This is a genomic window from Microcoleus sp. AT9b-C3, assembly GCF_036705485.1.
Taxonomy (GTDB): Bacteria; Cyanobacteriota; Cyanobacteriia; order Cyanobacteriales; family Microcoleaceae; genus Microcoleus.
Genome location: NZ_JAUBUR010000020.1, coordinates 48965 through 70057, shown reverse-complemented (window position 1 = coordinate 70057; position 21093 = coordinate 48965). Strand labels below are relative to the sequence as shown.

12 protein-coding genes and 2 pseudogenes are annotated in these 21093 nt (G+C 44.2%); 3 read left to right on the top strand and 11 right to left on the bottom strand.

Annotation, left to right across the window (positions count from 1 at the left end; all coding sequences use genetic code 11):
* Positions 1 to 45: 45 nt before the first annotated feature.
* Positions 46 to 192 (top strand): annotated as a pseudogene (locus tag QUB77_RS18595) (Uma2 family endonuclease); the annotation flags it as partial.
* A gap of 949 nt (positions 193 to 1141) precedes the next feature.
* Here QUB77_RS18595 and QUB77_RS31810 read toward each other — a convergent pair.
* The 3 genes and pseudogenes from QUB77_RS31810 to QUB77_RS18585 all read right to left on the bottom strand — a co-directional run bounded on the left by QUB77_RS31810 (position 1142) and on the right by QUB77_RS18585 (position 9605).
* Positions 1142 to 1462, bottom strand: a pseudogene (locus QUB77_RS31810) (ISAs1 family transposase).
* A gap of 559 nt (positions 1463 to 2021) precedes the next feature.
* Complete coding sequence (locus tag QUB77_RS18590; protein WP_333175787.1) at positions 2022 to 3521, bottom strand: response regulator; 1500 nt, start codon at positions 3519 to 3521, stop codon at positions 2022 to 2024.
* Between the two features lie 9 nt (positions 3522 to 3530).
* Complete coding sequence (locus QUB77_RS18585; RefSeq protein WP_333175785.1) at positions 3531 to 9605, bottom strand: AAA family ATPase; 6075 nt, start codon at positions 9603 to 9605, stop codon at positions 3531 to 3533.
* A gap of 180 nt (positions 9606 to 9785) precedes the next feature.
* Here QUB77_RS18585 and QUB77_RS18580 point away from each other — a divergent pair, with 180 nt between their 5' ends.
* Complete coding sequence (locus tag QUB77_RS18580) at positions 9786 to 9986, top strand: hypothetical protein (protein WP_333175783.1); 201 nt, start codon at positions 9786 to 9788, stop codon at positions 9984 to 9986.
* Between the two features lie 589 nt (positions 9987 to 10575).
* Here QUB77_RS18580 and QUB77_RS18575 read toward each other — a convergent pair.
* The 5 genes from QUB77_RS18575 to QUB77_RS18555 all read right to left on the bottom strand — a co-directional run bounded on the left by QUB77_RS18575 (position 10576) and on the right by QUB77_RS18555 (position 17861).
* Positions 10576 to 12885, bottom strand: a complete 2310-nt coding sequence (locus tag QUB77_RS18575; RefSeq protein ID WP_333175781.1) for a nitric-oxide reductase large subunit — start codon at positions 12883 to 12885, stop codon at positions 10576 to 10578.
* Between the two features lie 1054 nt (positions 12886 to 13939).
* Entirely contained in the window at positions 13940 to 14422 is a 483-nt protein-coding gene (locus tag QUB77_RS18570) for an Hsp20/alpha crystallin family protein (protein ID WP_333175779.1), read from the bottom strand.
* Positions 14423 to 14453: 31 nt separating this feature from the next.
* The gene (locus QUB77_RS18565) at positions 14454 to 14753 is read right to left on the bottom strand and encodes a hypothetical protein (RefSeq protein ID WP_333175777.1); all 300 of its coding nucleotides are present in this window, start codon (positions 14751 to 14753) and stop codon (positions 14454 to 14456) included.
* 396 nt (positions 14754 to 15149) lie between these two features.
* Positions 15150 to 17186 (bottom strand): SUMF1/EgtB/PvdO family nonheme iron enzyme, encoded by a 2037-nt coding sequence (locus tag QUB77_RS18560; protein WP_333175776.1) that lies wholly within the window; start codon positions 17184 to 17186, stop codon positions 15150 to 15152.
* Between the two features lie 231 nt (positions 17187 to 17417).
* The gene (locus tag QUB77_RS18555) at positions 17418 to 17861 is read right to left on the bottom strand and encodes a hypothetical protein (protein ID WP_333175774.1); all 444 of its coding nucleotides are present in this window, start codon (positions 17859 to 17861) and stop codon (positions 17418 to 17420) included.
* Between the two features lie 191 nt (positions 17862 to 18052).
* On the opposite strand from QUB77_RS18555, the gene QUB77_RS18550 reads away from it, so the two are divergent.
* The gene (locus tag QUB77_RS18550; RefSeq protein ID WP_333175772.1) at positions 18053 to 18322 is read left to right on the top strand and encodes a hypothetical protein; all 270 of its coding nucleotides are present in this window, start codon (positions 18053 to 18055) and stop codon (positions 18320 to 18322) included.
* A 22-nt stretch (positions 18323 to 18344) separates the two neighbouring features.
* On the opposite strand, the gene QUB77_RS18545 is transcribed toward QUB77_RS18550, so the two are convergent.
* The 3 genes from QUB77_RS18545 to QUB77_RS18535 all read right to left on the bottom strand — a co-directional run bounded on the left by QUB77_RS18545 (position 18345) and on the right by QUB77_RS18535 (position 21029).
* On the bottom strand, positions 18345 to 18671 hold the full coding sequence (locus QUB77_RS18545; protein WP_333175770.1) for a type II toxin-antitoxin system RelE/ParE family toxin: 327 nt from the start codon (positions 18669 to 18671) through the stop codon (positions 18345 to 18347).
* On the bottom strand, positions 18668 to 19078 hold the full coding sequence (locus QUB77_RS18540) for a hypothetical protein (RefSeq protein ID WP_333175768.1): 411 nt from the start codon (positions 19076 to 19078) through the stop codon (positions 18668 to 18670). The genes QUB77_RS18545 and QUB77_RS18540 overlap by 4 nt, the downstream gene beginning before the upstream one ends.
* Positions 19079 to 19298: 220 nt before the next feature.
* Entirely contained in the window at positions 19299 to 21029 is a 1731-nt protein-coding gene (locus tag QUB77_RS18535) for a bifunctional serine/threonine-protein kinase/formylglycine-generating enzyme family protein (protein ID WP_333175766.1), read from the bottom strand.
* Positions 21030 to 21093 lie beyond the last annotated feature (64 nt).

The window sequence follows — 21093 nt, the reverse complement described above, 5'->3', positions numbered from 1 at the left end:
TAAAATTTCGCAGTACAATTAACAATAACTGCAAGGAAAACGACGATGAACGAGACAATAACTGCTACTGGTCTGCCTCCTTCATTCCCCGATCATACCCAATTGCCAGACGAAGACGGTACATTTGTGAAAAATTTTCAGGAGCATCCTCAGAGCATAATTCTGACAGATTCGATCGGGTCGGTTGTCAGGGTAAACGCATCTAAATTAATTTGAAAAACCCCGGAATTTGTGCATTACTAACTAACTAAAAAAACCTTATTAAAATCATTAATTTTAACCCCTGTTAAGCAGATTAAATCAGAACCTTAAGATTTTCTGAACTTCTTAAAGCCGGATAATTTCTTTCGTATATAGGTATTAGATTTCGAGCATTAAGTGGCAGAGTTTAAAATTTGAACTAAATAATTATTCTCAATTGCCGCTCGATACCGCTTCATTTTTAAACCTTGTTTATAAGTTTTTTATGCTTTCAGTAAATTTATTGCTAGCCCACGTAGAAGTGCAAAATTTTCGGGAGAGTTCTGTTTCAGAATCCGGCTTTCATATAATAAAAAAGGTAACATAAAGCGTCCAATGTAAGCTATTTTTAAGGCCCCAATGACGGCAGATAGCCCCAGCAATTGTCTCAGCATTAATGCTTAAACTACTAAGCGTAAAAACGAGCTGAGCGTGGTGGTTTTATTCCACAGCCGTTGTTCACTAACTATCATGACAACTGTTTTTAATCTCGTCCATAATTCTTGATTATGCAGAGGTGGTAACTCGGATACATCAACAGTCCAGACTTGTATTTTTTCCACTCGATAATTTCGGGCTTCTACTTGTTCATGCCAGATTGTAGTCTCGGCCTAAATAATCGGCTTTTTGAGCTACTTCAAACCAGTCTTTTACAGCTTTATACAGGAGTTTTTGATTCCCTTTTTAATCTAAAATATAATCTGCTCTCTTGTTGATAATCAGAGAGGTTATGTCTTTTTGACATCAAGCTAACGTTTATGGTTATTACGCTTTCGGTCATTTCTATTAATGCCAAAATTGCTGTCAGTTGGTTATATTTTCTCGACTTTTTTTCTCATAATACCAATTAATGAGATGAAGACCAGGCAGTAACTATATGTAACGCTTTTTGCGGGTAATTTCAGTCATAAGATTGTTTCATTGTTTGGCGATCAATGGCAATCACATTTAGTTCTAATTCCCCGACTATAGCATTTACCCCACTCAAAAAACATTCTTGAAACTGTTGTGGTTCAATTCGGGCAAATAGCCGACTAAATGTGTCATGAGATGGTATGCCCTTCGGTAATTATAGAAAGCTTTTCAACCATTCATATTTGGCCCTGCCATAGGCTTCTATTCCTAACCATCCCTCTGCACCACTGATGATAGCTAGAATCGGAATCGATCTAATATCTCTGAGTAAGTGTTCTTTACTTCTTTCTATTCTTGGGTATTTCAACTTTGCAAAATGCTCTAAAAAACTTGCATTTAAAAATTCATTGAAGGCAATGACTCTGTTTGTTTTTGTTGAGAAGCTACAGCTTTACTAAAACGGGAGCATCTCATATTTGTAAAAACACTTCTTCTGGCTCCTTCCTTCTTCCTCTTTTCTCCTGGCTCCTGACTCCTGACTCCTAACTCCAATTTTGGGCTTGGCTGCAAAAGTGAGATGCTCCCTACTAAAACCTCTTGCCATTAATAGCACCAATAAACTACAACCAACTACATGGAGATTTAGTTAAATTTAACTGTAGCATATTTTGGGTTCAAGTTAAGATGCGTTTACCCTGCTGTGGTGGTGTAACTGTGAACAATTAAAAAAGTATATTGAAGGACAAAATAGACCTGCTGAATAAAGAGTTTGTTTGTCTCGTCATCCACCCGCCGACCGATCAAAACATAGTTTTGAATTTGTTGAGGGGTGGAATCCACAGCGAAACGCGCCTTTTATCCCCCACTCATCGAAGCGACAAGCGTGTGGGGATTCCCGTCTGTTTAGCTAACTTTTTTGCAGAAGATCAAGCTGACAGCGACAAGACAGGAGACTCCTGCCGAATCGGAATCTCAATAATAAACTCTGTTCCCCCGCCTGGTGCAGAAATACACCCCAAGCTTCCCCGGTGTTTTTCCACTACAATTTGCCAGCTAATCGACAACCCAATCCCTGTGCCCTTACCGGGGGGTTTTGTCGTAAAAAATGGGTTAAATACGTGGCGACGAACCTCTTCCGAGATCCCTGGCCCATTGTCCACAATTCGGACAGCTACGCAATTGCTGCTTGTTACTTCTGTGCTAATCCTAATCACGCTAGGATTCGCTTTAATTTCTTCTAGCGATCTCTGCGTGTTCCACTCGTCAATAGCATCGATCGCATTTGCAAGTACATTCATAAATACCTGATTCATTTCTCCCCCGTAACAGTCCACTTCGGGCAGGTTTGGGCAATAGTCCCGCACCACTTCAATCGAGGGGCGGTCTGAGTTAAATTTTAGTCGGCTCTGTAAAATCATCAGCGTGCTGTCCATGCCTTCGTGAAGGTTGACCGATCTCATTTCATATCCTTCTTGCCGTGCGAAGAGGCGCAAAGATAAAACAATTTCGCGGATGCGATCGGCTCCTAAGTACATCGATTTGAACATTTTAGGCAAGTCGTCTTTGAGATAATCTAGCTCGCCGGCTGCGATTTCTGCTTGTATATCTGGAGCCGGATTAGGATAGTGCTTTTGGTAGAGGTCAAGGATAGTGACCAAAGTTTTTGAATATTCCAGAGCATAGGAAAGATTTCCATAAATAAAATTAATTGGATTATTGATTTCATGGGCTACGCCAGCCACAAGCTGGCCTAGCCCGGACATTTTTTCGCTCTGAATGAGCTGGCTTTGCACCTGCTTGAGTTCGTGGAGGGAATTTTCGAGCTGTAGGGCTTTTTGCCGCTCTCGCGCTTCCGATGCTTGCAAAGCTGCTTCTGCAAGCTTGCGTTCAGCAGCCTCCTGCTTGAGGCGTTCATTCGTTTGGGAAAGTTCTGCAGTGCGCTCTTCTACTCGCGTCTCTAGCTCTTGTGTCAAAACTTGTAGCTCGGCTTGCGCTCGCTCGCGTTCGACAATTTGCGCCTGAAGCTTTTTAGTTAGATTTCGCAGATTCAGGTGCGTGATAGCCCGAGCTAAAACTTCTTCCTGTTGAAGGGGCTTAGTGATATAATCCACTCCCCCCACATTAAAGCCTTTGACTTTGCTTTCTGTATCGTCCAGCGCGGTCATAAAAATAACTGGGATATCTTTAGTTAAGTCATTTGCTTTTAGATGTTCACAGGTTTTAAATCCGTCCATATCTGGCATCAGAACATCCAACAAAATTAAATCAGGCTGGCAATATTGCACTTTTTTAAGAGCGCTAGACCCACTACGAGCTACCCAAACAGTGAAGCCAGATGCGGTCAAAAAATCCAATACTGAACCCAGATTAGTGGGCGTATCATCTACAATTAAAATGGTTCCTCTGTCTAAAGATTCGCTAGTCATTTTTATTCCTCATCTAAACTGTTGAACAAATTCTACTAATTTGTCTTCTTCAAAGTTTTTAGTTAATTCGAGCAACTGATTGACAAAAGGTGCATAACGCATATCTATTGCCTTCAGCTTACTGGCTCGCTTCTCAATACTGAGGAGTTCACCTTTCATGGCTAAATCGAACAGGACTGCAACTTCTTCCGAAGAGGGAGCAATCAGTTGCTGGTCTTGGATTTGGGAAGGTGTATCGGTGAAGATACCTTCTGAACAGAAAGTTGTTTGCTCCTCATAAACCCATTCTAAACCTAAATGGTTGCCCAAGCATTCTAATAACTTTTCTGCCCGAATTGGTTTGAGGAGAAAAGCGTTGCAGCCAGCCTGGAAAATGCTTTGGGGATCGCCGGATAAAATGCTAGCAGAAGTTCCGATCGCGATTACATCCTTCAATAGAGGAATTTTTCTGATCCGCCTCACCGCTTCAAAGCCGTCCATCACTGGCATTACCAAGTCAATTATAATACAGTCCGGTTGAAATAACAGCGCTTGATTCACGCAGTCTTGACCGTCCGTTGCCTCCATTAATTCAAACCCAATGGGAGCTAAAAGATTAACTAGAACCGAGCGATTTTCCCAGCGATCGTCAACGACTAAAATTTTCCGCCGATCGCCTGAGAAGCCCCTGATAATTTTTTCAGGTTCTTTTTGACATCCTTCCCAGCTTTCGGTAATAGGCAACTCTAACTCAAACCAGAAAATACTGCCTTTACCTAAAGAGCTTTGTACTTTCAGTTCGCCGCCCATCATCTCCACTAATTGGCGACTAATTGCCAGCCCTAATCCTGTTCCCTCAATCTGGCTAACTGAACCGCTGGCTTGCTCGAAGGGCAAAAATATTTTTGAGAGTTCGTCCGGCGCGATGCCAATGCCTGTATCTTCTACTTGGAAAATAAATTTCGCTGTTAGGGATTGGGAATTGGCGATTGGTGTTGACAAAAATTTCTGAGTCTCCAGTCTGTCTACTTTGAAAGTAACGCCTCCTTTTTCGGTGAATTTTACGGCATTGCCGAGTAAGTTGATGAGAATTTGCCGCAACCTTTTTTCATCGGCTTGGACGCAAGTGGGAAGTTGAGTTAGCGGTTCGTAAATCAAAGAGATTCCCTTCTGTTGGGCGCGAATCTGGCAGATTTCAGTAATGCCTTGGAGAAAGTCTGACAGGTGAAACTCGGTGAGGTAGAGTTCCATTTTTCCGGCTTCGACTTTGGAGAGGTCTAGAACGTCATTGATCAGAGTTAGGAGGTGTTCGCCACACTGATGAATGATATTAATACCAGAAATTTGCTGACTGGTTAAATCTATGTCTCGTTTGAGGATTTGGGTATAACCTAAAATGCCGTTGAGGGGTGTGCGAAGTTCGTGGCTCATGTTGGCGAGAAATTGGCTCTTGGCGCGGTTTGCGGCTTCTGCTGCTTGCTCGGCTCGCTGTCGCTCTTGAACTTCTACTTCGAGGCGCGTATTTTTGGCTTTTAATTCTTCGGTTCGCTCTTCTACTTTGACTTCTAAAGTGTGATATAGGTTGGCATTTTCTAAGGCGATCGCCGCTTGTCCCGATAGCATCCGCAAAACTTCTACCCGCTTCGGCGTGAAAGCGCCAGCAATCACGTTGTTTTCTAGGTACAGGATGGCAGTTAACTTACCTTGATATAGGATAGGCGCACACAAAATTGATTTTGGTTTGTGCTGGGTAATGTAGGGGTCGGCGTTAAAGATTTCCTCGCGGCCGGAATCATTTAAAACGACATCTTTCTGAGTTCTGGTGACGTAATTAAGTACCGAGATAGGCAGTAGCCCAGAAGTTGATACTGGTAAAGATTCCAGCACTCGGACTCGATCTTTAGTCCCCGCCGCTTCTATAACAAGTTGACCCTCTTTTGAGAGAATAAGCACTCCAGTTTCAGCGCCTGCGTTTTCTATCAAAATTTTCATTAACTTGGTGAGCAAGTTAGGTAAAACAATTTCGCTAGAAATGGCAATAGATGCTTTCATTACAGTTGCCAAGTCTAGCAACTCTGGTTGACCGCCTGTAATGGTCACAGGAGCAATTGTCATCTTAGGATCGAAAGGGGTTTCGGTGACCGCAGGCGATCGCGCTATTAATTGCGGGTATTTTTCTTCTAGATGTTTAACTTTAGCTAAAGCTCCCCAGCGCATATAGGCATAATAAGCATCGGTCATGTAGGTGCGGGCAATCTTTTCTTTACCCCATAAAAAATAAAATTTAGCAGCGAGTTCGTGAGCTAGTGCTTCTTCGTTGATGTACTCGTTTTCTTTAGCAAGAGCGATCGCTTTTTCGTACATCTCGATCGCTTCTACTTTTTCGCCTAAAACACGATTTTTTTCGGCCTCTACTAAATAGAATTTATGTAGATGATTCATTGGGGCATAATGCGCCCATTTTTGCAATTTCTCTTGATTAGCTTGTACTCGGTTAAGAATGTCCTGTTGGTCGGGCTGCGAAGTTTCAGAATACACAGCTAGCCGTACTAGAGAATCGTAGAAATAGAAAATAACAACAGTTAGCTGCCCTGTTGATGATCCGAAAGAACTTTCTACTTGAGGGATATTTTTTAAAGCTTCCGCGTAATTTTCAAACACATAACAAAGCGCAAGTTTGTGCAAGTATAAGTAATGAATTGCCAGTTGGTTGTTGGTTTGCTGATATAGCGGCAGCATTTTCTCTTCGTCGTAAACTTCCCCCTTTAACTGGCATATATTTTTGCTTTTTCCCATCATGTTTAAGACGGATTGCCAACAAATTTTTGTATTATTAAAGGCTGTTTCTTGGCTAATTTTATGAATTGCATCTGTATAATTTGCTATCTCTCGTTCGAGTTGCATTAGTTGCTTGCCCACAAAAAACGAGTAATGACTCCACACCATTACGGCATAGCCAGCATATTCTAAATCTCCAGTTTCCAGCCCAGTAGAGAAAGCTGCCAGGAAAGGTTCTAAGGTATTTCGGACGTGTTCTTTCCAATGTTGAACGGCAGCATACACTAAGTGGCAAGTCTTGGCTTCGATTTCTTTGGCATTTAACTTTGACACTAGACGTAAAGCTAATTCGCCGAACTCATAGCCCCGCTCAATATCTCCTACCGCCCCGCAAAGAAGAAGACTATATACCGCATACGCAAAGGGAGACACAGAAGCATTGCCATATTGAACGGATAAATCGACCTGTTTGCACACTGTTAAAGGCACCAGTACGGGCATTCCAGAATAGCAAGCAGAAAATATCCTTGACAAAATCCTGATGGCTGCTAATTGATAAGGATCTGTCATTTCAGGAAGCTCGATTAAGTCCTCAATTCGAGTTCCGCTCAAAATTGCCGCAGTTTCCCCCAGCGCCTGCCCAATATCAGATGGGTTTGGCGAGTCGGGAAACTCTACCTCCAACTGCTTTAAGACTTCCAGCCCCGTATTCAATGCTTCCTGCAGCTTGTTCTGCGCCATATAAGCTTGAATCTGGACTTCGTACACTTTTACTATGTCCAATAGCGTTTTGGCGCAGTTTTGTACTATTTCAACGAATCTCTGCATTCGGTCAAAATCACCACTCAAATATGCTGACTCTGCTGCTTCTTCATGCAGCCTTAAGGCCAGTTCATACCGATTGTCCCAACTATCTACTGCTAGCAGAGATAAACCCACTTGCAAATATTTGACGGCGGAATCGTGGGCTGTAGCAGCTTTCGCTTTCTGACCTGCAATCAGATTCAGTTGGGCGAGTTCATATTTTTGGGATTCAGTTATAAGTAAGTCAGTACCATAATTGAGTTGGTTAACTAAAGCGAAAATATTTTCTTTCCGGTCTTCTGGCGTTGTACTTTGCAGCAGCAGTTGACCGATTTTTAAGTGGGTTTCTTTTTTCCGATCATCGGGAATCAAAGAATAGGCAGCTTGCTGCACGCGGTCATGTAAAAACTTGTAGTCAACCTTCACATCAGTTAAGGTATAAACCCCCGATTCTTCCTGACTAAATACCAGGGGAATTTTGTATTCATTGCTCAAAGGTAAAATCAACCCAGCTTGAAGTGCTGCCCACAATTGCGCTGCCGTGACTAAAGATGATTCCTGATTGACAATCGCCAAAACTTCTAAGTTAAAACTGTTGCCAATACAAGCAGCAAATTTTAATACTTTTTGTGTATCTTCGGGCAATTTGCGTATGTTTCTAGCAATCAGTTCGACAACATTGTAATCGGTGATGCCGATCGCTTGAATTTGCTCGATATTCCATTGCCAACCCCCCTTTGTCCCCCCTTGGTAAGGGGGGATTAGGGGGGTGAAGTTATAAGTCAACAAATCTTCTTGATATAGAGTTTTCAGGAGTTGACTTATGAAGAAAGGATTGCCCTGGGTTTTATTAAAAAGTAGAGACGCGAAATTTCGCGTCTTTACAGACAGGGCTTCCGAACCGCCAGATTCATTTAAAGTATCCGCAATTAATTCTTCAACATGAACCAGGTGTAATGGTTGAAGGACAATATTATTCACCGTCGCACCAGTTTGGCGAATCTTGTCAATTGTTTGAATCGTCGGATGAGTTGGAGAAACTTCGTTATCTCGATATGCCTCAATCAGCAATAAATACTTGCTATCAGAATCAGTTATTAGCAATTCTATTAATTTCAACGATGCCGAATCCGCCCACTGCAAGTCATCGAGGAAAATAACTAAGGGATGGTCAATAGTCGTAAATACGCCAATGAATTGTTTAAAGACGCGGCTGAAACGGTTTTGAGCTTCAGTTCCCCCTAGTTCTGCTACGGGTGGCTGTTTGCCAATAATTAATTCGACTTCAGGGATAACATCAATGATGAGTTTTCCGTTATCGCCTAAAGCAGATAACAGTTTTTCTTTCCAAGTTTGGATTTCTACTTCGCCTTCGGTTAGAAGTTGCTGAGTTAAGGATTGGAATGCTTGAATCAGGGAAGCATAAGGAATATTGCGCTTGAACTGGTCAAATTTCCCCGCAATAAAATAGCCTCGTTGCCGCACAATGGGTTTGTGAACTTCATTGACCAAAACTGTTTTGCCTATCCCGGAATAACCTGAAACCAGCATTAATTCGGTGGTGCCACTGGCAACGCGATCGAAAGTTTCTAGAAGTTTTTCAATTTCTTGGTTGCGACCGTAGAGCTTTTGCGGTATATTTAATTGCCCTGCTTTATCCGCACTTCCAACAACAAAGTTGGAAATAAATCCGCTAGCCTGTAGTTTGAGCAAGCAAGTTTCTAAGTCAAATTTTAGTCCTTCAGTGCTTTGGTAGCGGTCTTCAGCATTTTTAGCTAATAACTTCATCGCAATCGCTGAAATTTGTGGTGGTATTTCAGGATTTAGCTGGTGAGGGGGAATGGGAGTTTTGGCAATATGGCTGTGTACCCATTCCAGCGGGTCTGTGGAATTAAAGGGCAACTGGCCTGTGAGCATTTCATAGAAGGTAACGCCTAGTGAATAAAAATCAGTGCGGTAGTCAATTGACCGATTCATCCGGCCCGTTTGTTCTGGCGACATATAGGCGAGTGTGCCTTCGAGCAAATCTGGATGGCTGAGCGTCGAATTTTCTCTCTCCAAGCGCGAAGCGATGCTAAAATCAATAATTTTAAGTTGTTCAGTGGCTGGGTTGATGATAATATTTTGTGGCTTTACATCTTTATGAATAATGTTATTTTTATGAATTTCTGCTAAGGCAGAGACAAGCTGGAGACCCAAAGAAATAAATTGAATGGTTGTGATTTTTGTACCCTTCATCCAATCGTTGAGAGACTCGGAGCCTGAATCTTCTAATATCAGAGCTAAACCGTTTTTATAGCTTTCTAAACTAATGGCTTTGACAATCGCTTCTACGTTCAAGCTGTGCAGGATTTGATATTCGTGTCGCAAGCGGGTGATGTCAGAAAGAGTGGGATACTCAGCCTTTAGCCTTTTGACGATCACGCTGGAAAAGTCTGAATCCTTCCGAGCGCGATCGACTGAAGTTCTTATTCCGCTGTGGAGGGTTTCAACGAATTGATAGCCAGCTAAGTTGATAGTCATTGTTATTCTACCGATCGCAAGGGAATTGAGTGTGAGGTTAAGGCCGGTTTTAAAACTTAATTATTATTGGAGCTGATCGTAACATAGTAACTTATTCAACAAAAGTGAGCTCATGTTTCGCTTCTGGCAATCATGGCCTCATGAGATTGTCTTGTTAACTGTGCTGCCTCAAGGCGCGTTTTGGGTGTTTGTTGGGGTATTAGTTGGCTGCACTTTCAAGCGGGATGTCGATCGAGTGTTTTGCAGTTGCTGATAATTATCGCTGTCAACCATCACCTCAAACCGAATCATCTATCCATCGGCAAGCCGAACAATCCCAATGAACAGGCGGCGTTTCATACTGGGGGTAAGTCATTTCATATTGGGGACACCGGCCAGTAAACAGTGGGTGGGTATCCAAAAGTTCTACCTGTTTTTCTTTCTGGTGTCCACCGCTGCCGGGCGTTGCAGAATCAATTCGCCACCATAGTAGCTTGCCCCTTCGGCTTCCCAAAGTTCATCGGGTTCAGCGTTGGGGTCTGCTCAAAAGTCGGGGCAAGTGTCGGTGTCTGAGCCGGTGGGATGAACTGCACAGATTAAGTGTGGGTTGCGGGTGTAGAGGAGACAGCGAGGGCTCCGCCCCGGCTCACCCCTACGCATTCAGGAAGGCAAGGGCATGGCGGGTCTGTGGGGTTTTGGTTTGGGTTTAGTTTCCCCCAGAACAGAGGCGAGCGTATCCTTTGATAAGACTTATTAGGTCAGGCTATCAACAAAGCTAGGATTTACGCATTGACAGAAATCTTTTAATCCCAAAAAGTTGTTTGTTTGATGGCTCTGCGATCGCATTCAATTGCCCTATGAATCGAATGTGTGGCGAGAAAACCTACACATCAAAGCCGGCTCCGTGAAAGAAGAATCCCCGAAATAGAATTTCGAGGATTCTCAAGAAAATCCAAATTTTCACAACAATGCTGAAGCTAAAAAACCAAATTTAGCCTTCAGTTGGATAAGGTTTTTCCTGACTGGGTAGACTGGGAGTGCGGAAAATCGCAATAATCGCTCGCACCACGAAGATAAACATTGCCAACGCCCCAACAGAAAAGATCACATCACCGGGAATCCTTGTCCAAACCGTCCAGTGCATCCATTGGGAACCCATCACCGTCTCACCCCGTGCATACCAAGTTCCGTAATTGATCGACTGGGTAAGCTGGTAAAAACCATTCGGAATCGGCCCAAATAGCAGCATCACCACCAAACCAATATTCAGGAACCAGAACGAGAACTTTAGCTGCTTCTCATTCCATACCGATTCCGGCGTAAATTCACGCAGGGCAAACAACATTAGTGCTAACGCCAGCGACCCATACACCCCAAACAACGCTCCATGCGCGTGAATAGCGGTTGTATTCAAGCCTTGGGAGTAATAGAGAATACTCGGCGGGTTGATCAGGAAACCAAACACCCCAGCCCCCACCAAATTCCAAACGCAGGTAGCAATAAAGAACCGTAGGGGCCAGCGATAGAAACCTTCCGCCTCCTGTGAAAACTTCAGCGTTTGCAACACCTCAAAGCCAATCAAGGTCAGGGGAATCACCTCCAAGGCAGAAAACACCGACCCAACGGCTGCAATAAACACCGGAGTTCCCGAGAAATACAGGTGGTGCAGCGTTCCCACAACACCACTACCCAAGTAGAGGATTGTGGTCAGATAAGTTGCCCGTAATGCTGAGGACTTTTTCAAGAAGCCTAACTCACTACACAAGTAGGCAATCACCACCGTGGCGAACACTTCAAAAAAGCCTTCGACCCACAGATGCACGACCCACCAGCGCCAATATTCGGCAATACTCAATGGAGTCCGGTTTGTGTAGAACAGTCCCACCGAGTAGAACAGGGGAATCGTAATCGCACTGTAGAGGAAAAAGTGACTTAATCCTGTCGGGCTTTTCTCCTGTTGTAAAGCCGGGCGGAAGGCACGGTACATCAAGAATAGCCAGAACACCATCGCCACAATTAGGAGAACTTGCCAGACCCGCCCTAACTCAATATACTCATAGCCTTGATGCCCCCACATAAAGCTATCTTCAACGCCAAGAATTCCTTGAATGGCGGCCCATGACCCCACAAGGGAACCCACCACCACAACGGTCAAAGCACCTAACAACACCAGGTTTCCCACCGCCTGACCTTTCGGTTCAATGCCTCCAAAGCGTGGCGCAAAGTAAAGCCCTGCGGCTAACCAGCACGTAGCAATCCAAAATATCGCCAGTTGCACGTGCCAGGTGCGGGATGCCGCGTATGGAAGAAATTGTGCTAGGGGAATGCCATAAAAACTATCGCCTTCAACGGCATAGTGTGCCGTTACCATTCCCATCGCCATTTGCACCATGAATAGTGCCATTGCCACACCAAAAAAGAGTGAGGTGGTTTTCTGGCTGGCCGTCGGGATTCGCACGGTGGGACGAGTGGTGACCGACTGGAGGTCGTCTACACTTTCACGAGTCAAGTAAAGCAGTAGAAATCCACCGGTTCCGGCAATCAGCAGCACCACGGAAATGATTGACCACAGAATGAATTGTCCGGGTTGTTCATTTCCAATCAAGGGGTCGTGGGGCCAATTGGCGGTGTAGGAAAAAGTCGCGTTGGGGCGATTGGCGGCAGCGGCCCAGGCAGTCCAGGCAAAGAACGCCGTGACATTACGAATCTGGGATGGATCTTTAAACCAGCCATGCGGAATCGAGTGAATGACGGAACCGTGGGTCAGCAGGTGTTCATAGTCCGCAAAGACTTGTTTGAGTCCCTGTGTCTGAGCATCGGTCAGTAGCAATTGATGGGTGTTCGGGTCATACCGATTGGTTTTGAATTGCTCGCTGATTGTGGCTTGCAACGCTGCCCGTTCTGGTGCAGGCAATGCTTCTAAATCACTCTGGCTCATCGCTGGGTCATTGTTGTGCAAAACCCCGGCGGTGGCTAATCCCCAGCGATGCAATACATCTGCTGTCCAGTCAGGAGCGAGGTAGCTACCATGTCCCCAAATACTGCCGATGTGCTGACCACCCCTTGCTAGGTAGGTGGCTTGACCATCCTGAATCTGTGCTTTTGTGATCACAATCTCCTGTTTAGGAGAATGGATCGCATCGGGTAATGGGGGAGCATTTTTCCAGATGGCAGCCCCTGCTGCCAGTAGCGCGGTAAAAGCAATGATACAGATTAGCACCAGCCACGCCGGAAGACTCAGGGCTAATCGTCTATGAGGAGGTGCCAGTATTTCAGGACTGGCTATCTGAGAATCTGTCATCTCTTTCACCTTAAAAACAAATTAAATAGGCAAGGATATTCTTCGCTTTTTGAGGATCGGCTATGACCAAAGAGCCTACCTACTACAAGAGTAAGATAAGATTTTGGTGATGGAAAAAAAATTGATAAACTAAAATAGTTTCGCAATAAAATTTATTACTTCCGAAGCTGCCTGTTCAATTCCTTTGCCGGCGACCAAGGTAATCGCAAGGGTGGAAGTAAAACTAGATTCAAAGCGGATCTAACATAAATAATCTTTCTTAAAACCTTTAATTTTTAGTCATCTATCTTAAGAGTGAAGTGTGATAGGGAAAGTCCAAAGTAAAGTTTTTGTACTGAGCTATGAAAGTAACAACCGAACAGTTCGCATTGAACCCAGTGTGTGCTCAACTGCAACCAGATCCTCGGCTAGCAGAGTTCCGGTAAACGAATACGGGATTCGCTATCTTGAAGCCTTAGACGCTCGGAAAGCTGCTCCAAATTTTGTAGCGATTGCTAACCTTATTCAGTTTGATGAACCTGCCACAAGCCCTTATAGTTCTGTGACGATGCGTAACTGCTGTGGGGTTTAGTCAGAGGCGTGAGCACAAGGTGAGAACATCCACGTCAATATCACTCAGCACTTTGGGCTTCATCTCACACAAATCTTGCAGCACAGCCTTGACGTTGCTCCATGCTCCATACTCAGTTAGTTCACTGCAAAGATGGAAGGGTTGTTTGCGTACAAAGTGCAGCGCTCGCCTTCGGGGAGTTTGGGGAGAACGAAGGAGGTGGAACGCCTGAGCGAGGGACTTCAATGCCCCTGGGATCACGATTGGGTATTCTGCTCGTCGTGCACATCGACTGCATTTACTGGAAGCGGGCCTTGTAAGCGTTGCTGAATTCACTGCGGGTTCAGGACAGTTGTAGGTGGTTTTTCGCTCGGCTTTCCCTAATAAAAAATACCGAGAGCAAGTGTAGCTCCCGGTATCAACTTTTCCAGTTCCGTTGTTGTTAAGTAAATCCAATTAGGCTCAATTTGGGAAAATTTGCCTCACTCGATTAAGCACAGCCCGTTATTGGTTCGCCTGTTCCAAAGGGGGATTTGCTGGAGTTCCAGCAATTTCGGCCAAATTAATCTTGACGACTTTATTGCGGGCTTCAGTTACTTTGGGCAGGGTTAGCGTTAGAATGCCATCTTTGTATTCAGCTTGCACAGAGTCGTTTTGAATGTGTGCGGGCAAGGGAAGCACCCGGTGGAATTTGCCATAGCGGAATTCAGAGCGGATGTAGCCAGATTTTTCGTTTGTGTTTTCGTAGCGACGCTCGCCAGAGATAGAAATTGCTTCGCGAGTGACTTGAACGTCAATGTCTTTGGGGTTAATTCCAGGCAGTTGCGCTTTTAATACGAAGTTGTCCCCAGCATCAGCAAATTCCACAGCGGGCATCCAAGCGGCTTCTGAGTTATCTCTCGTTGTTGCTCGTTGGTCAAAAACTTTATCGAGTTGCTGGCGGAGTGTTTCAATTTCTGTGAATGGTTGCCAATAGCGCATCAACATAATCTGTTACCTCAAAGATTGGTAATACTTTCTAACTTTGTTTGGGTTGAAGCTCGTTGCTTACAGTTATCATGATGCCGCTCGATCGGTTGGAGTAACAGTCAGGAGAACCATACTCTTTTGGTCGTATTTGCCCTAATAAAGGTGAAAGGCTCGGAATTAATTGGCAGTGAAGAAAACCGTACAAAGCTATTCCTAGAAACCGACAATACTGTGGCAACGCCATGATTAGCCAGCCGAGCGAACTCTGCACGGCGCGATCGTTCCCGGAAGGATCGCCGGTGTTGCCAACCGTACCAAAAACGCGGTGCGGGTGATGTGTAGCAGGCACGTAAGGACGTGGAGAGCCGGCGTGAGCTGGTTTCTAAAAGTTGTCGATTTTAGTTGACATTGGTACTCCCGCTCAAAGGCCTAAACATAGGGGAAAATCCCCTGGCTGGGAAAAAGGAAAGGTACGTACTAAGGCACCGTGCTATCCCACCGTTAAAAAACGGGTTTCTCGACGCAAAAAGTCTTCAAGATTAGCTGTTTAATCTTCTACCTCTTGAGTTTTTGAGCAACAGCTTGCCTTCTGTTAAAAGGCAGCTACTTTTAGCTGTGACCATTTTTTAGTCTAAACTCCAGTAAAATCTAAAATCTAAAATCGATTGACTGACTCTCGCGGTGTGTCGCTGCGAGATTGTCGATTTGATTTGTAGATTGTTCAATGCGACGCACCCTACCACTACTACGCGGAAACCAAAGCAACGCGAAAACCGATGTCTGAGAAACGATCGCCCGCCGAATTGCTAAGACGATACGCACTGCGACAATTCACCGCAGCGCCCTTCCAGGAACCGCCACACCGCACCGGGCGATCGCCCGGATCGTTGTCGAGATGACTGCACCATTCCCAAACATTTCCGTGCATATCATAAAGTCCAAAAGCATTGGGTGAAAAATTCCCGACATCAGTTGTTTGTTTGCGGTAAAGTCCCTTCGATGCCCCAGCGTAGGGATTATTGCCATTATAATTAACTAAATCCGGGGTAATTGTTTCACCAAAATAGAAAGGTGTTTTAGTTCCGGCGCGACAAGCATATTCCCATTCCGCTTGTGAAGGTAAGCGATAAGTCTTGCCTGTTTTTTGAGAAAGCCGCTTGCAGAATTCCACAGCATCATTCCAGCTTACTTTTTCAACAGGAAGTTTCGCACCTTTGAACTCAGAAGGGTTATTTCCCATCACCGCTTGGTATTGTTCTTGAGTGATCTCATATTTACCCATAAAAAAAGCAGGCATATTCACGGTACGCTGCGGCCCTTCATAGCTACTTCGTCCGGCTTCCGTATCGGGGGAACCCATCACAAAACTGCCGCCAGGAATTTCTACCATGTCTAGAGTAATACCATTCCCAATATTTTCTATAAAAGCCTGTGCTTTTCCTTGACGGCGGTTGGCGATTTGCCCCGTTGAGTTGACTGTCACTGTTTCAAAAGTAAAGCTTTTTAAAGCATTGGAAAATGGCTTAGGTTTTGGAGTTTCTGGTGCTGGTTTGGGAGAGGGTTTTAGAGATGGTTTTGGGGATGGACTTTCTGCTACAGATTCTGGAGATGGTTTTGGCGATGATTTTTTGGCTGTAGTTTTTGGAGATGATTTTTGAGCTGATGATTTAGGAGAGGGGGTCGCCTTGTTGGATGAAGGTGGAAGATTTGGTGAAGATGAAGAAGATTTGTTGTTCAACAAATTTTGACCCAGCACAGCTAATGCAAATCCTCCCCCAGCAAAAGCCGCTAATTGCAATAAACCTCGCCTTGTTGTGTTAGTCGATAACGGCAAACTGTGTTGTGGAATCACAGGAATTGTGGGATTTAGTATCGGTGCGGGAGTTGATATTGACTGACGTTGAAAATCTTTTAAAACTTCCTCTGCTGATTGATAGCGCTGCTGGATATCTTTTGCCAACAACTTAGATAAAATCAACTCCAATCCCTTGTCTATTGGACTTTTCAAATATTGCTGCCAATTTCCAGTCCAGCTATAACCGTGTTCCGTCCACAAACCATAAGGATGTACCCCCGTCAGTAGATGAAAAGCCGTCGCCCCCAAGCTAAACAAATCGCTTGCTGCATAAGCTTCACCTCCTTGCATTTGTTCAAGCGGTGCATAACCATGCGAACCAATTTGCGTTCCCTGTCGCGATATCACTGTTCCCGACAACTGTTTGGAAACTCCGAAGTCAATCAGCATTAATACACCGTCGCTGCGACGGCACATAATATTCTCAGGCTTGATATCTCGGTGAATGATTTTTTGTTCGTGAATAAACTTGAGAACAGGTAGAAGTTCTAGTAATAGTTGCTTAACTTGGTTTTCTTGCCACATTCCCTGATTTTGGAACAGCGTCAACAAATTATCCCCATCCACAAACTGTTGTACGAGATACAAATATTTGTTGTCTTCAAAGTAGGCATCTAGTGATGGAATTTGGGGATGCTGTCCTAGCTGTTGCAGTTGTCTGGCTTCTTGCTGAAATAATTCTACGGCTTTGTTAATCGCCCAAGTTCCCTGGACATCTGGTGCTAATTGTTTAACGACACATGGTTGATTTAGTCGATCGATATCTTCTGCTAAATAAGTTCTGCCGAAGCCACCTTGACCGAGGAGTTTTATCGTGCGGAAACGATTTCGCAGCAGGGGTACGAGTTGAAGACCACAACTGATGCAATATGTTTGGCCGTCGGGGTTTTGAGGATTGGGGCAGTCGGGATTGATACAGCAAATCATTTATTGTCTGAATGATACTGTTTATATTGTATGGGAGTTAAGCATGGGGCCGGTGAAACCGGGTTTTTTTACGAAAAGACCCGTTGCACCTCGCACACGGGCGTAAAAAACCCGGTTATGAAGGCGGAGTGCGTCCAGTAGTCTAATTTGTAGGGTGCGGATATGTGAGATTTGCATCTTACTTGGAGATTGTAGATGGCGACGCACCCTACAGCTTCAACCCGCGCCCCATCAGGTTTTCGTTGGTGTAGACGCCGTTTCAACCGCCGATTCCAATTCTTGAAAAATTTTGTAACTACCGCAAACTACTTCGATACAAATATCCCCTTCCAGTCGAAAGTAGAAAAGGGGCGACGAACCTGTCTCAATCAAACCTGCTTGATTTTGAAAAGGATAGGACAAAGTAGATAAAATTTGAGTCTTATCTTCCGTCAATTGTCTTAATTCTGCGTTACCCACCCAGAAGCAAGACTCTTCTGAGTCGGAGTTGACTGGTTGAGAGATTACCTGATGAACGAGTTGATAGAATTCGAGGGAAGTGTCATAAATCCCGGTTCCGAATGTAAAGTCTAAGCGCAAGGTTAAAGGTTGGGGGATTAGAGTAATGCCTGCGAGGTCGGCACTTTTCAAGTCTTCTATGCAAAAATGTTTTAAAGGGCGATCTGTAGCAGTCATAGAATTATATTTTATCCGGTACTGTGGGTGCTTGAACCTGGGATAAATTGAATCTGATTGCCAAACTGGTTCTATCGGCGGTAAAAGTTACCGCGAGCGATTGACTTTTACCTGAAATTGACATACGATATTATCAGGGTAATCTGTGCGGTAATATAAAGTCTTTTCAACTAAAATTAGTGGCAAAAAATATGGAAATTTTGCTATTAACAGTCGTTATTATTTTGCAGATCGTGCTAATCTTTCTAATTCTACAGTGGGAGTACCAGTTGTTGCCAGAAGGTGTGGGTGTCCGGGGAGAATCTCAACTTTCAAAGGCTACAATCCAGAAACAAAGGGCAAGTTCAAAAAATTTATGGGATAACCCACCACCAGCCTCAGAGGAACTTAAGTTGACTGTTGCTGAATTTAAGGATAAGTATGACAGGGGTGAACCGTGGGATGAAGATTTTGCAGCCTGAAAAGTTTTCCTAGTCTAAAAAGTCAATCAGCTTCATCACCTGAAAAAACTTCCTCTAAATCTCTCGCTGCGTGCAGAATTCGCACCACCTCAATACAGTCATCGAAAGACAAATAGAAAATCAGATAATTTTCAAAACCCCTAACTGGTAACCTTCGCAAACCCTCCAACCGTGGATTTTGAACCGGATACAGGCGACCCATTCCCGACATTTGAGCCAATCTCGCAAATGTCTGACGTGCTGCATCAAAAAAACGCAATGCAGCATCAAGATTATTTTGATCAATATAAGCAAAATTTTCGTCTAAATCTTGACTTGCTCTTGGTGTAATGACAATCCGTTTAGTCATTGCTGCTGTCGGTCAAGTTTCTGCACCAACTGAGCGCGTTTTTGCTCCCACCAATCATCGGTAATCTCTATAGAATTGCCACTATCCAAACCAGCCAACAATAACGACTCAACCCGCGTGGCTCTTGCTTGTTCTTGACGAATTAGGTGCAAGATGTATTCCGCTGCATTACTGTAGCCTCCGATTGCCACTTGTTCGTTAATAAATTTTTGAATTGAATCGGGAAGAGGAAGATTGAGGCTCATATTTTTTGTTTTTCCTGATGTGCGACCTTGGCATATTTTAACTATTATAAACCAGGTTTGACCGATTTCAATCATTTCGAGCAGTGATGAAAAATCCAGTTTTTGATGAATATCATGTCCTGTTACCTTAATTCTGCGGTAGGGGCGAGTTTTACCAACCATCTATGTCGGAACCAACAACATAATAAACCCGCCCCGGCCTAATCTCCGAATCCTCTTCACAAGCCCCCGGATTCATCCGTGGGGTCGATTTTTGAATTCTTTAATCTAAAATCTAAAATCTAAAATCCATTGACTAACTCTCGCTGTGTGTCGCTGCGAGATTGTCGATTTGATTTGCAGATTGTTCAATGCGACGCACCCTACCACTACTACGCGGAAACTAGGACGAGGAAGAAAGCGACGCTACCGCAACGCGAAAACCAAGGTGCCTGCTGCGATGGACCGCCCAATTCCTGCCACGATAGGCACTACGGCAATAGACCGTATTGCAGTTCCAGCCACCACCACGCAGCACTCGGTTATTATCTGTTCCAGTTTCCCAAGAACTTCCATCAGTCGGTGCGCCGTTATAATTACCATGCCATTTATCGCTGCACCATTCCCAAACATTCCCCTGCATCTCGTATAAACCAAAGGCATTAGGTGGAAAACTCCCCACATCCGTTGTTTGTTTGCGGTAAAGTCCCTTCGGCGCAGAACCGTAGGGATAATTGCCATCATAATTAACTAAATCCGGGGTAATCGTGTCACCAAAATAGAAAGGCGTTGTAGTTCCGGCGCGACAAGCATATTCCCATTCGGCTTCCGAAGGTAAGCGATAAATATTGCCGGTTTTTTGAGAAAGTTTCTGGCAGAATTCCAGAGCATTATTCCAGCTTACTTGTTCTACAGGACGTTTCAAACCTTTGATCTCAGAAGGGTTATTTCCCATCACTACTTCCCACTGTTCTTGAGTAATGGGATATTTACCCATAAAAAAAGGAGAGATATTAACAGTACGCTGCGGCCCTTCATTGTTACTTCGCCCTGCTTCCGTATTGGGAGAACCCATCACGAAACGGCCGCCAGGAATTGCTACCATGTCTAAGATTGCACCGCTACCTAAATTTTCCCTAAAAAATTGTGCTTGACGGTGTTGACGGCTAGTTATATTACCCCGCACATCAACTTTCACCGTGTCAAAGTCAAACCTTTGTAAAGTCTGTATAAAATTTGGCGTTGACTGACGTTGAAAGTCTATTAAAACTTCCTCTGCTGATTGATAGCGCTGCTGGATATCTTTTGCCAACAACTTAGATAAAATCAATACCAATCCCTTGTCTATGGGCTTTTTCAAATGTTGCTGCCAATTTCCGGTCCAGCTATAACCGTGTTCCGTCCACAAATCAGAAGGATGTATCCCCGTCAGTAGATGAAAAGCCGTCGCCCCCAAGCTAAAAAAATCGCTGGCTGGATAAGCTTCACCCCCTTTCATTTGTTCAAATGGTGCATAACCATCCGAACCAATTCGCGTTCCCAGTCTCGACATCACTGTTCCCGACAACTGTTTGGAAACTCCGAAGTCAATCAGCATTAACACACCGTCGCTACGACGGCGCATAATATTCTCAGGCTTGATATCTCGGTGAATAATTTTTTGTTCGTGAACAAATTTGAGAACAGGTAGAAGTTCTAGTAATAGTTGCTTAACTTGGCTTTCTTGCAAAATTCCCTGATTTTGAAAAAGGTTTAACAAATTATCACCATCGACAAACTGCTGTACGAGATACAAATATTTGTCTTGTTCAAAATAGGCATCTAGTGATGGAATTTGGGGATGTTGTCCTAGCTGTTGCAGTTGTCTGGCTTCTTGCTGAAATAATTCTACAGCTTTGTTAATCGCCCAAGTTCCCTGGACATTTGGTGCTAATTGTTTAACGACACAGCGTTGATTTAGTCTATCAATATCTTCTGCTAAATAAGTTCTGCCGAAGCCACCTTGACCGAGGAATCTGATGGGGCGGTAACGGCTTCGCAGGATGGGTACGAGTTGAAGACCACAACTGATGCAATATGTTTGTCCGTCAGGGTTGTCAGGCTTTTCGCAGTTGGGATTGATACAGCAAATCATTTATTTTATGAATGATAATGTTTATATTGTATAGTGTCTAAGAATCCCGACTTCTGTCATAGGT